This window comes from Streptomyces sp. NPDC001852 (genome assembly GCF_042891825.1).
Classification (GTDB): Bacteria; Actinomycetota; Actinomycetes; order Streptomycetales; family Streptomycetaceae; genus Streptomyces.
This window is the reverse complement of the sequence record NZ_JBIATN010000027.1, coordinates 61,727-74,750: the sequence shown is the minus strand read 5'-3', so window position 1 is coordinate 74,750 and position 13,024 is coordinate 61,727. Positions and strand designations below refer to the sequence as shown.

Below are 13,024 nucleotides of genomic sequence, written 5' to 3'. Positions count from 1 at the left end.
CCAGGCATCTCACCATTCGAAACGCCCTTGCGTCAACTCGCAAAGTCCCTACCGGACTTCGCTCCGCCGCAGCCGGACGCGTCTCCGGCCTACTCGGTTCCATCCCGTGACGGAGACGGCCGTCACAGAAGGCGGCCGGTCCATAAGGAAAGGTTGAGCGTTCCAGAAAATGCATTTATGGAACCCGCGGTAACGGCAGTGGAACCGGCGCGTGGCAGAAATCGTCAACGGTGTGTCATTGCGGACGGTCCTCCGTCCGGAACAGGCTGTCACCATGAGGCAACGACGTGTTGTTATCGTGGTCTACCCCGGCGCCCAGACCCTGGACCTCAGCGGACCGCTCGAAGTCTTCGACACCGTGAACCGCCTGACGGCCGAGCGTGGCAGCGCCTACCGCCTGCAGTGCGTCTCCCCTGATGCCCCGTCAGTGGCCACCTCCGCGGGTCTCGTCGTACAGGCCGCCCCCCTGGAGGCCGCAGAGGGAGCGATCGACACCCTGCTCGTGCCCGGTGGGCCCGGACTCAAAGAGGCCTTGGCCGATACGCCGTTCGTCACATGGATCAGGCGCGCCGCGGCACGGTCCCGACGTGTGGCCTCCGTGTGCGGCGGGGCCTTTCTGCTGGCGGAGGCCGGGCTCCTCGACGGGCGACGGGCCACCACGCACTGGGCCTTCGGGGACCAGATGGCGCGTCGCTACCCCGCGGTGACGGTGGACACCGAGCCGATCTACGTCCGGGACGGCCCTTACATCACCTCGGCGGGGGTCTCCACCGGCATCGACATGGCCTTGGCCCTCGTGGAGGACGACCTGGGGGCGGCATGCGCCCTGGAGGTGGCGAAATACCTGGTGCTGTACTTCAAACGGCCCGGCAGCCAGACCCAGTTCAGCATGGTTCTCGACGCACAGCTGACCGAACAGGAGCCGATCCGGGCCGTTCAGGACTGGATCCAGGAGAACCTCCACCGCACGCTGCCGGTGTCCGAACTCGCCCGGCGCGCGAACATGAGCCCACGTCACTTCGCCCGGGTCTTCGCGCGGGCGGTGGGGATGACACCGGGCCACTACGTGCGGCGGTTACGCATCGCCCGGGCCCGTCAGCTCCTGGAGGCGACCGACCTGTCGGTGTGTCAGATCGCGGGCCGCTGCGGATTCACCACGATCGAGACGTTCCTGCGCGCGTTCGCCTCCGTCGTCGGCCTCACCCCCGCACAGTACCGGCACCACTTCCAGCTGCGGACGCACGCCGGCCCGGCAGCCGGGCCGGCGTGGGCGGAACGGAGGTCGGCATGACCTGCCGGATGCGTCTCGTGGACCACGTCGCCGCGGAACTGGAGCGGATGGGAGTCCGGTACGTGTTCGGCGTGGGCGGAGCCAACATCGAGGACCTGTACGAGGCGGTGCACCGTGCCCCCGGCCGCCTGCGCGGTGTCGTGGCCAAGCACGAGTTCTCCGCGGTCACCATGGCGGACGGGTACGCCCGCACCACGGCATCCCTCGGCGTCGTCGCGGCCACGTCGGGGGGCGGTGCGATGAACCTGGTTCCAGGTCTGGCCGAGGCCCACGCCTCCCGCATCCCGCTGCTGGCCCTGGTGGGACAGCCGCCCACCTTCCAGGAGGGCCGGGGCGCCTTCCAGGACTCCAGCGGCTCGGCGGGCTCCTTCGACGCCCTGGACGTCTTCGCACCCGTCTCCCGCTTCTGCGCCCGGGTGACCGAACCCGACGCGATCCCCGGGCTGCTGGCCCGCGCGATCACCGTGGCACAGACCGAGCCCCGGGGCCCCGCCGTGCTGCTCCTGCCCAAGGACGTCCAGCAGGGACACCTCGGGGCGCCTGCCGTCACGGGACCCGCAGCGCAGACCGCGGGGGCGCCGCACACGCCCGCCGACCCGCGGCCCGATCCCGCCCGCCTGGCCGAGGCGCTCGGTGTGCTGGCGGAAGCCTCCCACGTCATGGTGATCGCCGGCGAAGGCGCGGCCGGGACGGGCGCGCGGGCGGAACTGGCCCGCCTGGTACGGCACCTGGGCGCCTGCGTGGCCGTGTCGCCGGACGCCAAGGACGTCTACGACAACCGCGGCCCCCGGTTCGTGGGCGTGACAGGGGTGATGGGTCATCCCGAGGTCGAGGACTGCCTGCGCCGGGCCGACGCCTGCCTGCTGGTCGGCACGCGCCTGCCCGTCCTGGCGCGGGGGAGGCTGGAGCCGCTCCTCACCGGGATGCCCGTGGTCTGCGTCGATCCCGAGCCGCCCTTCGTCCCGGGAATCCCCCTGCTCGGGCCGGTGGCCGGCAGCCTCCGGACGCTGCGGCGCGGTCTGCCGCCGCGACCCCCGGCCTGCCCGGCCCACCACCCGCCGTCCTTCCTGCGCCTCCCCCCGGATCCCGGTCCGAACCCCGGCTACGCCGCGGTGGTCGGCGCTATCGCCGAGGCGCTGCCGCAGGACGCCCATGTGTTCGTGGACGCCGGCAACGTCGGGGCCGCCGCCATCCACGCGCTGCCGGCGCCCCGCGACGGCCGCTTCGTCGTGGCGGTGGGGATGGGAGGCATGGGCTACACCTTCGGCGCGGGGATCGGCGCGGCGCTGGCCACGGGCCGGCGGACCTACGTGGTGGCCGGCGACGGCGCCTTCTTCATGCACGGCATGGAGATGCACACCGCCCTCGAGTACGACGCCCCGGTCACCTTCGTCGTCCTGAACAACAACGCGCACGCGATGTGCGTCACGCGCGAGGAGGTCTTCCAGGGCGGCGCCCGCGCCGAGAACGTCTTCCACCCGTCCCGTATCGCCGCCGGCGCCTCGGCGATGTTCCCCAGGCTGCGCGTCGCCTCGGCCCGCAACCCGGCACAGCTGCGATCCGCGTTGCTGCACAGCAACGAAGGCGGCGGTCCGGCCCTGGTCGCCATGGACCTCGACCACCGCGAGACACCCCCCTTCCAGCCCTTCCTGACCGCATCCCCAGCCGGTCCGGGCGCCGCCGACGCGCCCGGACACCGGCCGACCCACGACGAGGAGAAGCTCACACATGACCGACCGATCCACGTTGGCTGACATCCCGGGACTCGTGCGGGTGGAGAACACCAGCCCCGAGGAACTGGCCGCCCGCTGCCTGGAGATGACCTCGGACGCCTACCCGCACCAGCAGGTGTACGGCGAGTACTGCACCATCCAGGAGTACGTCGACTGCCCGCCCCGGGCGACGTACGACTATCTCAGCCGCGGCCACCACCTCCAGGAGTGGACGTGCAGCCTGCGGGGGTTCGAACCCGCGGGGACGCCGGGGCTGTGGGTCGGCCACGACCTCCTGGAGAAGGGCACCCGGATCTACTGCCGGACCGAGGCCCACCCGGGCGCGATGACCGTCGACTACCACTGCGCGTGGGACCAGGGCGACGAACTGTGGATGGTCTACCTGATGAGGGTGGTTCCGGCCGCCCTCGTCCTCGGCCGCCCCGGATCGGTGATCACCTGGACCAACTGCCGCCACCCGTACTACCGGCGCAATCCGCACCCCGGCCTGGCACCGCACCCCGGCCGGCGCTGGGTGGGTGAGTACTGGGACCTGTTCTACGCCGGTCACACCCTCGAGATGCACAATCTCAAGGCCATTCTGGAGCACCGGCACCGCAACGGTCTTCCGGTCAGCAGCTCCCCGGCGAAGCAGGTGGCCCCGTGACGTCGGTGAGCCTGACCGACGTCTCCGCCTACCTCCCCGGCGAGCCCGTCCCCGCCGCCTTCTTCACCGAGCACCCGGCGGCGGAGGACAGGCTGCGCGACAGCCCGATGTTCAAAGTCCCCCCGTTACGCCACCACGTGGCGCCGGACGAGACCAACGCGGACATGATCGAGCGTGCCGTCCAGCCGCTGATCGAACGGCACGGCCGCGCGGCCGTCCGCCGCGTCGACGTCCTGCTCGTGCACAGCCAGCTGCCGGACCAGCCCTTCGTGGGCGCCGGCACCGAAGTGGCCCGCCGACTGGGCCTGGCGCCGCGCTACCTGATCGACGTGGCCAACGCCGGCTGTGCCTCCTTCGTGCACATGCTGGACCTGGCCCGGCAGATCCTGCTGCACGACGACGCCCGTACGGCCCTGATCTGCAACGCGCAGAGCGCCGCGGGCCAGCTGTTCACCCAGTCACAGGTGCGCGGTCTGTCCCAGGCCGCCATCCCGGGCGACGGCTGCGGAGTCGGCTACGTGACCACCTCCGCGCACGCCCCGGTCCTCGGGATCGAGAGCCGGCACATCGCCGCCCATGCCGGCGACATGGCCATGGTGCGCGACGACGGGCGCAAGTACTGGGAGGCCGGGGAAGCCCAGGTCCGCATCGGTTTCACCGAGGCCGGAGTCGCCAACGTGCTGCAGCGGGGCAACGGCCTGGTGCCGCGGGCCGTTCAAGACCTGCTGCGTCGCCTGGGAAGGAACACCACCGACATCGACTGCCTGATCACCAACCAGCCCAACCGCACCTTCCTGCGCAACTGGCGTGATGCGCTGGGCCTGCCCGCCGAACGCCACCCCGACACCTTCGACCGGTGCGGAAACCTCTTCGGCGCCGCGATGCCCGTCACACTCGACGACGCGATCCGCTCCCAGCGGATCCGGGAGGGCGACCTGGTGGTGCTGGCCGGATTCGCCCACGCCGGGGACTACGCCGGTGCCGCCGCACTCCGCTGGGGGCAGGGACGTTGACGGCCGCGGCCGGCAGCGGCCCGGTGGCCGCGCTGAGTACGATCGTTGACATGCTCGCTGAAGCATTGCAAGATCCGGGCTGCGGAAGCGGCCGATCCCATGGCTCCCTGCAGCCGTTCGCCACACATCGGGGGGAATTTACTGAACGTCCGGGTGTCGTCCGAAGGGTCGGGCCACAGTAACCGCAGCCGTTGCGGTGCGAGAGCGGAACTTGCGTGCGGATGATCAGGCGTGGAAGATCACGGCGTGCGCTCCGTCGCGAGACGGAGCTGATCGTCTCCTCGATGCCGCTGCCAGAGCCCTTCAACCTCGATCAACTGGTCCGGAACATGGAAGAAGCCCGCGGCCGGCGGATCGTGATGAAGCCTCTGCCGGACCACATCGCCGGTGTCACCGGTATCTGCGGTCTCTACGTCCGGCACGACACGCGGCCTCTCGATCTGATCTTTCACGTCAGCAGCGGTTCGCCGTGGCACGAGAGGCAGGTCAAGCTGCACGAGCTGGTCCACCTGTGGGCGGAGGACTCCACCGGTGTCATCGGCACCGACGAGTTGCTGACCGACTTCTCGGCCGAGCGTGCCGAGCGCCTGGTGGCCGCGGGGCAGGCCGCCGCCCGTCGGCGGTACGAGACCCGGGTCGAACAGCGTGCCGAGGACGCGGCCGCGCTCATCAACCGGCTGGCGCAGACCCAGCACGCCATCGACGACCCGACCACGCGCAGCCTCGCCCAGGACTTCACCTACGGCAGGCCCAAGACTTGAAGGACCCGAACATGTCCGACCTCCTGGCCTACCTCATCGCGGGCCTGCTCCTCATACAGGCCGGCCTGAGAGCCAAGTCGGCGGTCAGGGGCCACGCACGGGACCGGTCGCTGTGGGGGGCCTTCGTGGCCTTCGCCGCCGCATGGCTGAGCCGCACGTCCGCGGGAATCACCGCGTTGGACAGCCTCGATGTGCCCGACCTGGCCTACTTCGTGAAACACGTGCTGTCGATCATCGGCATCTGCGTGATCCTCCGCTACGTCACGGCGGTCTACCGCACGGCGGGCCCGGACGGCGAGCGCTCCCGTGCCGTCCGGCTGTCCGCCCTGGTTCACCGCGTCGCCACCCGGGCCTCGGTGGCCACCGTCCTGGTGATGGGGGTGATCTTCTTCTTCCTCCTGGGCAAGCCCGACACCGCCACCCCCTTCTTCATCGAGCGGTATCGCGGCCAGGCGGCCCTCGCCGTGTACATGGGCCTGTTCTACCTGTACGCCGGTGTCGCGGCCGCGGTGTGCGCGGTCCAGTGGGGAGGTGCCGTCAAGGACGCACCGTTCCGCTCCCTGCGCAACGGCCTGCGGATGATGTCCACCGCCATGCTGATCACGACGGTCTACTCGGTGATCCGCATCGCCTTCCTCACCGTGGTCACCTTCTCCCGGGTTTCGGACGGCACCGAGCACACCCAGGAGACGGTGACCGACACCCTCCTGTACCTGTGCTTCCTGCTCTGGGGCCTCGGCGCCATAGCTCCGGCGACGCACGCCGCGCGCGAGCGGTACCACGCCCTGCGCAGCCTCGTGGACCTCCATCCTCTATGGCGGCAGCTCGCACTGCGCTTCCCGGACGCCGTCCGGCACCGCCCCAGCACGTATTTCACCCGCATCACGGCGAAGGCGGCACGGCTCGACGCCCTACGCGACGTGCTCTTCAGCCCGGACCCGTCGCTGCCGGCCCGCCTGGACCGATTCGCCATGGACATCCGCGACGCGGTCTTCCTGCTGAGACGTCACGCTCCGCACGACCTCGCCGAGCGCGCCCTCGCGCGCGCCGGGACCGACCTCGGGCCCGAGCACGCCACCGAGGTGCAGGCCGAGGCGCTCTGGATCCGCGCCGCGCTGGCCACGGCCGATGAGCCCACGCACGAGCCGGCCGGCGTGAGCGCGCCGTATCCCTTCGACCCGGGAGCCACCCCCGACGACGAGGTCACCCACCTGCGGGACCTGGCATCCGCCTACCGGCTCACGACCCCTGCCGACGCCGAGGACCTGCTCACCGGCGAGTTCAGCGGCCGCAGTTGACCAACCGATTCCGAGAACCCCGAGGACTGCACATGACTCCCCCCAACCCCGCCCGTCCCACGATGTCCGCCGCGGCAGTCCTCCGGGACGGCGAGGGCCGGTTCCTGATCGTCAAGCCCGGCTACAAGCCGGGCTGGAACCTTCCGGGCGGTGGCGTCGACAAGGGTGAGACGCCGGCCCAGGCGGCGCGCCGTGAGCTGCTGGAGGAACTCGGCATCGACCAGGCCATCGGACGGCTGCTGGTGAGCGCCTTCGTCCGGACGCCGGCCGGTGGCCACATGTACTTCGTCTTCGACGGCGGAGTCCTCGGCGAGGAGCAGCGGGACTCCATCGTCCTGCAGGAGAGCGAGCTGACCGACTACCGGTTCAGCGCACCGGACGAGATCGGGCCGGACGAGATCCCGCCTGCCGTGCGGCCGGTCTGGGAGGCCGCGCTGGCATGTCTCGCGGAGGGCGGTACCACCTACCGCGAGTTCGTCCGGTAGCCGAGAGGGGAGGCCGGGGGGCGGAGCTCACTCGGGCACGTCGGCATCGGGGCCGAGGATCTCGGCCATCGTGCTGCTGATGAAGTCCAGAAGTTCGGCCCGCGCGGCGGCGGGAATCTCGTGCTCGCCACCGCGCGCCGCCTCCACGGTGAAACTGTTCCTCACCGCGCGCGTCGACACCACCAGTCGTTCGATCTGGGGGTCCGGGCTGCGGAAGAACACCGACGGCACATCGAGGGCCAGTGCCAGGGCGTCCAGGATCTCGTCCGAGGGACCGGCGTAGGTCCCCAGCCGCAGCGCCTCGACCAGAGCCGCCGTGAGCACGGGCCCGCCGGATCTGCGGTTGCCCTCGTCGGCGATCTCGGCGTCCGACGGCAGCGCGCCCTGGAACACGTCGTCCCGCAGGTGCGCGAGCTTGTGGGCCACCGAGGCCGCCGACACACCCTCGGGGGCCCGCACGGGCACGACGTGACCGAAGCTGCGCTTCTGGGCGGCGAGCAGTTCCGGCACGGTGACGCCGTACGCATGGGCGAGTGCCTCGTGAAACGCCTCGGGCAGTGGCCGCTTGCCACGCTCGGCGGCCCGCACCGACATCGGTGACCGGGTCCTCGTGACCGTCACGGTGTCGGCCTGCGTCATGCCCGCGTCACAGCGCAGGTCGGCGAGGTTGGGCGGTCCCAGGCGCGGAAACAGGTCGTCGAGGCCCGCATCGAGTGCCGCGGCGATGGCGGGAAGCCGCTCGGGCGGGGGAGTGGCCTGACCGGTCTCCCAGCGCGACACGGCGTTGGTCCCCACGCCCAGGGCCGCACCCAACTCGGACTGGGACCTGCGCAGGAGCACACGGCGGTTGCGCAGTTCACGGCCGTCGAAGGCGCGCTCGGGCATGCAGGTACTCCATCAGATCGGCGGGCGAGCCCACTCTAGCCACTTGATCAGATCACCAGAAGAGGATAGTTTCACCTTCTAGTGATCGAGGTGTGGTCGTTGCCGCCCACGGGGGTGGTGGCAACGACCGCACCCACCCTCCCGGACCGGCACAAGGCCTGGCCTGCGCGTTCGTACGGCTCAGCGAGCGGACCGGTCCCGGGCGTGACCGAACCTGCCGACATCGAAGCCGTGCCCGTGGCGACGGCCCTGAGTGCCGGTCGGCGTGCGGCACAGTGCGATGAGCGCGGCGTCGTCGCCGAGGCTTCCCCCGACGTGGTCGAGGAGATCGCGGCGGATGTGGTGGAGCAGCTTCTCGGGGCTGCTGCCGGCCCACCGGGTGGCTCGCTCGGCGAGGGGGTAGAAGACGCCGTCGGCATCACGGGCCTCGATGACCCCGTCGGTGTAGAGCAGGAGGGTGTCGCCGGGCTCGAAGGAGAACACGTCGACCGTGTAGTCGTCCCTGGCCGCCGGCCCGTGGATGCCGAGCGGGGGCGCCGGGTGCACCGGGACCGCGACGGCGCTGCCGTGGCTGAGGAGCAGGGGCGGGGGGTGGCCGCAGCTCAGTATCCGGATGATGTGACCCTCGTCGGGGATCTCCATGAGCATCAGGGTGGCGAACCGCTCGCCCCTCTCCTCCTCGGACTCCAGCGTGGGCAGGTTGCGGGCCACGCTCTCTTCCAGGGCGAAGGCCAGTGCGGGCAGCGCGGTGTGGTGGTGGGCGGCCTCGCGGAACGCCCCGATGATCAGTGCGGCCTCGCCGATGGCGGACAGGCCCTTCCCGCGCACGTCACCGATCATGACCCGGACGCCGTTGTCGGTGGGGGTCGCCGCGTACAGGTCGCCGCCGATCTGGGCCTCGGCCTCGGCGGCCAGATACAGACAGGCGACCTTCATCGGGCCGATCTGCTCCGGCAGCGGCCACAGCAGGACGTGCTGCGCCGCCTCGGCGATCATGCGGACCTGCGCCAGCTGGCGTCGGCGGCGCTCGCGTATCACGCAGTAGAACACGGTCAGGGCCGACAGCACGGCAAGGGCGAGGATCTGGACGAGTACGTTGCGGCTGAACAGCACGCCGAAGTGCCAGCCGATGTACGCCTGCGCGCCCACGGCCAGGAGTCCGATCAGCCCCGTCGGCCAGGGGCCGGCGAACGAGACGGTGATCGCGGGGGCGATGACCAGCAGCGGGCCGAGATGGATGTCGGCCGGGACCAGTTGGTCCACCACCGCGATCACCAGGATGAGCACGATCGGGATCAGCAGCAGCGCATGGCTCGACCGCCACGGCTGCCGCAGACCGGCAAGGGGTCGCCGGGCATCCACATCTTCCACAGTGCACCCGTCACGCCACGCTCACGACCGCACACCGCCGACGGGCCGGTCGCGGCCCACCGATCGACTGTTCGACCCGGATCGTCCTGCCCGCGTGTGTGTGGCGGGTGCCCCAGCGCCGGGTGAGCCGGGCGACCAACCTGCGTGCGGGCGAGCAGCAGGGCGATGTCGTCGTCGTGCGGTCCGGGACACACCGTGTCCAGGACGGTGTCGGCCAGTGCTTCGAGTGAGGCGGCGGGCCGGGCGAGAGCGCTCCGCAGCGCGGCCACACCGTCGTCGAAGTCGCGGCCACCGGCCGTGACGAGACCGTCGGTGAACAGGGCGAGCAGGCTCTTTTCGGGCAAGGTGAGCTCCGTCGCCTCGAAGGGCAGGCTGCCCAGGCCGAGCGGCGGCCCGGCCGGCAGATCGACCACGCGTTCGCGAAGGCGAGCAGTTCCCTGTTGTAGCGGTCCGGGTCGCTCATGCAGAGGCTGTGTCCCGTGCCCTCGATCACGACGAGCCGGGAGTCGGGCAGCAGGGCATGGGGCCTGCGGCCGGTCTGCTCGATCGGCGCCGAGCGGTCGGCGTCGCCCTGGACGACCAGGGCGGGCACGGTGACCGTGGTGAGTTCCTCGCGCAGGTGCGCGCCGATGCACGTCTCGTTCGTCGACAGCAGGACCGGCAATGGCGTGTCGAAGAACTGGCGCCTGGTCCGGTCGCCCAGCCCGGCCGACACCTGGTGGCCGGGGCCACCACGGGCTCAGCCGGCGGCGGCGTGGGCCGGGGGCGCCACGTCGGCGTGGCACGGCTCGGTGGCGGGCTCCGCACCGTCCGAGGGCGCGGACTCCGGCCGGGCGTCCGGGGACTCCAGGCGGAACATGGCCTCCTCGTCCGGGGTACCGGGGACCGCCTGGTAGACCACCATCCGCTGGCCGCCCGTCCGGGCAAGTCGCATGACCTCGTACGTCAGGGTCATCGGACCGACCACCGGATGACGGAAGGTCTTCTGCCCGCCGCCGCGCTCACAGACGTCGTAGCGCTCCCACAGGCGCGCGAACTCCGGTGACTTCAAGACGAGTTCGCCGACGAGCGCGGTCAGCTCGGGGTCGTCCGGGTCGGCCCCGGCGACTGCTCGCAGATGGGCCACCGAGAGGGCGACGTTCTCCAACCACGGCTCGTAGAGTTTCCGGCCGACCGGGTGGAGGAAGACGTAGCGGGTCACGTTGCGCCGCTCCTCGGGCCAGTCCCAGAGCCCGGGCAGCAGCCGCCGGCCGGGCGGGTTCGCGGCCAGCACGCGGTTGTAGCGGCTCACCACATAGGCGGGCAGCGGCCGCACCGACTCCAGCATGCGCAGAACCGAGTCGCGCACGGTGTTGTCCGAACAGGCGGACAGCTCCGAGACCCGGCCCGAGGCCAGCTCCGCGAGTTCGTGCAGACGTTCGTACGCATCGCCGCGCAGCCGCAGGGCACGGCCGAGGGCGTCCACGACGGCGGGGGACGGGTTGGTCTCCCGACCGCGCTCCAGGCGGATGTAGTAGTCGACGCTCACCCCCGCCAGTGCGGCCAGCTCCTCCCGGCGCAGTCCGGGAGTGCGGCGCACGCCCGCACCGCTCGGGAGCCCGACGTCCTCCGGGCGCACCTGTGCCCTGCGGGCCTTCAGGTACCTGCCCAGTTCGGTGCCCCGCGCGTCCGCTGCTGCTGTCATCCGACCATTGTGGCAGGTGGGGCGGGGAGCCTGGGGGGCCGTGTCAGGGCCTGGAACGCGGCACCCCGGGCAGCGCCCGGTCTGCCGGACGGCCGTGCGCGGGCGCAGAGTTGATCCGGAGCGGGCGGCCCGTCCGCCGGGGCCCAGGGGGTGCACGACACCGGACCGCGGCCCCGGCGGACCGTGCCGCCCGCCACCACACGAGCCGACCAGCCGTCAATTACCAGCAGAAGTGAGGAATTCACGATGCCGAGCACTCCTTCCCGGTCCGCCGCCCTCGCTCACGGGCACACCCCCGGGTCATCGGCACACACACCCTGGCGACGACACCCGGACCAGCCCCGACCAGCCGCACCACCCACCGCCGCCCCCGCCGCACCGCGGCGCAGCGGTCTCGCGCTGGTCGCTTCTCTGCTCGGGTTCACCGTGATCACCATCGACGTCTCGGCCGTGAACATCGCGCTGCCCGCGATCCGGAGCTCCCTCGACGGCGGGATGGCCGGGCTGCAGTGGGTGGTGGACGCGTACACCCTGATGTTCGCGGCCCTGATGCTCTCCGCAGGTGCCCTCGCCGACCGCGCCGGCGCCCGCCGCGCCTACGCCTGGGGCGTCGCCCTGTTCACCCTCGCCTCCCTCGGCTGCGCGCTCGCGCCCGGCATCGGCGTGCTCGTCACCACGCGCGTGGCGCAGGGCGGCGCCGCCGCGGTCGTGATGCCGGCCTCGCTGGCGCTCGTCCGGCAGGCGTACGAGGACGCCCGGGCGCGCGCCCGCGCCATCGCGCTGTGGACGGTCGGTGGCTCGGTGGCGATGGCCGCGGGCCCGGTGCTGGGCGGGCTGCTCACCGACTGGGCCGGCTGGCGGGCCGTCTTCCTGCTCAACCTGCCGGTGGGCGCGGTGATCCTGGGCCTGCTGGTCCGGGTGCCGCGCTCCCCGCGCCGGCCCGCCGCCCTGGACGGCGTGGGCCAGCTCACCGCCGTACTGGCCCTGGCCGGGCTGGCCTTCGCGGTGATCGAGGGCGGGCACCGGGGCTGGACCAGCGGCCCGGTACTCGCCGCCGCCGCGCTCGCCGTCGCCTCCGGTTACGCCTTCTGCGCGGTGGAGGCCCGGCACCGCCAACCCATGGTTCCGCTGGCCATGTTGAGGGACCGCGAGGTGGCCGTCCCGCTCGCGGTCGGTTTCGCCGTCAACGCCGCCTTCTACGGCGGGATCTTCCTCCTGGGGCTGTACTACCAGCAGTTGCGCGGGATGTCGGGGATCGTGGCCGGGCTGATGTTCGTCCCGATGTCGGCGGTGGTGACCGCGACCAACCTGGTCTCGCCGCGGCTGGCGGAGCGGATCGGGCGGCGCCCGGTGATCGTCGCCGGGCAGGTGGTCTTCATCACGGCGATGCTGGCCATGCTGCCGCTGGCCGCACACACTCCCGTGTGGCTCGTGCTGGTCCTGCTGCTGCCGCTGAGCATCGGCGGGGCGCTCGTGGTGCCCGCGCTGACCGCGCTGCTGATGGACGCCGTCCCCCGGGAGCGGGCCGGGACCGCGTCGGGGCTGCTCAACTCCTTCCGCCAGACCGGCGGTGCGCTTGCCGTCGCCCTCTTCGGCAGCCTGCTCTCCGGCCCGGGCGGCGGCTTCTCCCTCCCGGGCATGCGCACCGGCCTCCTCGCCGTAGCCGCCCTTCTCCTCGCCACCGCGGCCCTCTCCCGCCTCCTCCTGCGCCGCGGCTGATCCCCGTCGACTCCACACGCCCCGCGGCTGCCCCCGCATCACACCCACGCGCACTACGAGCACAGGGCGGAGTCCGTCGCATCGCCCGGCCGGCCGGGCGAAGACCCGGCGCGAGCGCGCCGCCGGGCCTGCGACCTG

At 71.8% G+C, this 13,024-nt stretch carries 13 protein-coding genes; 8 read left to right on the top strand and 5 right to left on the bottom strand.

Going from position 1 to position 13,024, the window contains the following annotated elements:
• Nucleotides 1–274 precede the first annotated feature (274 nt).
• The 7 genes from ACFYZB_RS35375 (at nucleotide 275) to ACFYZB_RS35345 (ending at nucleotide 7,227) form a co-directional block, all read left to right on the top strand.
• Nucleotides 275–1,291, top strand: a complete 1,017-nt coding sequence (locus tag ACFYZB_RS35375; protein WP_388765479.1) for a GlxA family transcriptional regulator — start codon at nucleotides 275–277, stop codon at nucleotides 1,289–1,291.
• The gene (locus ACFYZB_RS35370; RefSeq protein WP_388765477.1) at nucleotides 1,288–3,045 is read left to right on the top strand and encodes a thiamine pyrophosphate-binding protein; all 1,758 of its coding nucleotides are present in this window, start codon (nucleotides 1,288–1,290) and stop codon (nucleotides 3,043–3,045) included. Before ACFYZB_RS35375 ends, ACFYZB_RS35370 begins: the two co-directional genes overlap by 4 nt.
• Nucleotides 3,020–3,670: an SRPBCC family protein gene (locus tag ACFYZB_RS35365; protein ID WP_388765476.1), complete on the top strand. Its 651-nt coding sequence runs from the start codon at nucleotides 3,020–3,022 to the stop codon at nucleotides 3,668–3,670. The genes ACFYZB_RS35370 and ACFYZB_RS35365 overlap by 26 nt, the downstream gene beginning before the upstream one ends.
• Nucleotides 3,667–4,683, top strand: a complete 1,017-nt coding sequence (locus tag ACFYZB_RS35360) for a 3-oxoacyl-ACP synthase III family protein (RefSeq protein ID WP_388765474.1) — start codon at nucleotides 3,667–3,669, stop codon at nucleotides 4,681–4,683. Before ACFYZB_RS35365 ends, ACFYZB_RS35360 begins: the two co-directional genes overlap by 4 nt.
• Nucleotides 4,684–4,967: 284 nt before the next feature.
• Entirely contained in the window at nucleotides 4,968–5,444 is a 477-nt protein-coding gene (locus ACFYZB_RS35355) for a hypothetical protein (protein WP_388765472.1), read from the top strand.
• 11 nt (nucleotides 5,445–5,455) lie between these two features.
• Nucleotides 5,456–6,742, top strand: coding sequence for an MAB_1171c family putative transporter (locus tag ACFYZB_RS35350; protein WP_388765471.1), 1,287 nt, complete (start codon nucleotides 5,456–5,458; stop codon nucleotides 6,740–6,742).
• Between the two features lie 32 nt (nucleotides 6,743–6,774).
• Complete coding sequence (locus tag ACFYZB_RS35345; protein ID WP_388765469.1) at nucleotides 6,775–7,227, top strand: NUDIX domain-containing protein; 453 nt, start codon at nucleotides 6,775–6,777, stop codon at nucleotides 7,225–7,227.
• 27 nt (nucleotides 7,228–7,254) lie between these two features.
• Here ACFYZB_RS35345 and ACFYZB_RS35340 read toward each other — a convergent pair whose 3' ends face one another.
• From ACFYZB_RS35340 to ACFYZB_RS35320, 5 genes are all read right to left on the bottom strand, one after another.
• Nucleotides 7,255–8,112, bottom strand: coding sequence for a helix-turn-helix domain-containing protein (locus tag ACFYZB_RS35340; RefSeq protein WP_388765467.1), 858 nt, complete (start codon nucleotides 8,110–8,112; stop codon nucleotides 7,255–7,257).
• 78 nt (nucleotides 8,113–8,190) lie between these two features.
• Nucleotides 8,191–8,265, bottom strand: a complete 75-nt coding sequence (locus tag ACFYZB_RS35335; RefSeq protein WP_351214335.1) for a cytochrome c3 family protein — start codon at nucleotides 8,263–8,265, stop codon at nucleotides 8,191–8,193.
• Nucleotides 8,266–8,292: 27 nt separating this feature from the next.
• The gene (locus ACFYZB_RS35330) at nucleotides 8,293–9,474 is read right to left on the bottom strand and encodes a PP2C family protein-serine/threonine phosphatase (RefSeq protein WP_388765465.1); all 1,182 of its coding nucleotides are present in this window, start codon (nucleotides 9,472–9,474) and stop codon (nucleotides 8,293–8,295) included.
• The gene (locus tag ACFYZB_RS35325; RefSeq protein ID WP_388765463.1) at nucleotides 9,408–9,896 is read right to left on the bottom strand and encodes a SpoIIE family protein phosphatase; all 489 of its coding nucleotides are present in this window, start codon (nucleotides 9,894–9,896) and stop codon (nucleotides 9,408–9,410) included. Before ACFYZB_RS35325 ends, ACFYZB_RS35330 begins: the two co-directional genes overlap by 67 nt.
• A 326-nt stretch (nucleotides 9,897–10,222) precedes the next feature.
• Complete coding sequence (locus ACFYZB_RS35320; RefSeq protein WP_388765460.1) at nucleotides 10,223–11,167, bottom strand: helix-turn-helix domain-containing protein; 945 nt, start codon at nucleotides 11,165–11,167, stop codon at nucleotides 10,223–10,225.
• A 246-nt stretch (nucleotides 11,168–11,413) separates the two neighbouring features.
• Between ACFYZB_RS35320 and ACFYZB_RS35315 the strand changes: the two genes are divergently transcribed.
• Nucleotides 11,414–12,886 carry an MFS transporter gene (locus ACFYZB_RS35315; protein WP_388765458.1) on the top strand — a complete coding sequence of 491 codons (1,473 nt, stop codon included), beginning with the start codon at nucleotides 11,414–11,416 and terminating at the stop codon, nucleotides 12,884–12,886.
• The last annotated feature ends 138 nt before the right edge of the window (nucleotides 12,887–13,024 follow it).

What these genes read in the sequence shown, in the direction of transcription:
- ACFYZB_RS35375 (WP_388765479.1), top strand. Translation starts at nt 275, where the DNA reads ATGAGGCAACGACGTGTTGTTATCGTGGTCTACCCCGGCGCCCAGACC.
- ACFYZB_RS35370 (WP_388765477.1), top strand. Translation starts at nt 1,288, where the DNA reads ATGACCTGCCGGATGCGTCTCGTGGACCACGTCGCCGCGGAACTGGAG.
- ACFYZB_RS35350 (WP_388765471.1), top strand. Translation starts at nt 5,456, where the DNA reads ATGTCCGACCTCCTGGCCTACCTCATCGCGGGCCTGCTCCTCATACAG.
- ACFYZB_RS35365 (WP_388765476.1), top strand. Translation starts at nt 3,020, where the DNA reads ATGACCGACCGATCCACGTTGGCTGACATCCCGGGACTCGTGCGGGTG.
- ACFYZB_RS35340 (WP_388765467.1), bottom strand. Translation starts at nt 8,112, where the DNA reads ATGCCCGAGCGCGCCTTCGACGGCCGTGAACTGCGCAACCGCCGTGTG.
- ACFYZB_RS35320 (WP_388765460.1), bottom strand. Translation starts at nt 11,167, where the DNA reads ATGACAGCAGCAGCGGACGCGCGGGGCACCGAACTGGGCAGGTACCTG.
- ACFYZB_RS35355 (WP_388765472.1), top strand. Translation starts at nt 4,968, where the DNA reads ATGCCGCTGCCAGAGCCCTTCAACCTCGATCAACTGGTCCGGAACATG.
- ACFYZB_RS35345 (WP_388765469.1), top strand. Translation starts at nt 6,775, where the DNA reads ATGACTCCCCCCAACCCCGCCCGTCCCACGATGTCCGCCGCGGCAGTC.
- ACFYZB_RS35315 (WP_388765458.1), top strand. Translation starts at nt 11,414, where the DNA reads ATGCCGAGCACTCCTTCCCGGTCCGCCGCCCTCGCTCACGGGCACACC.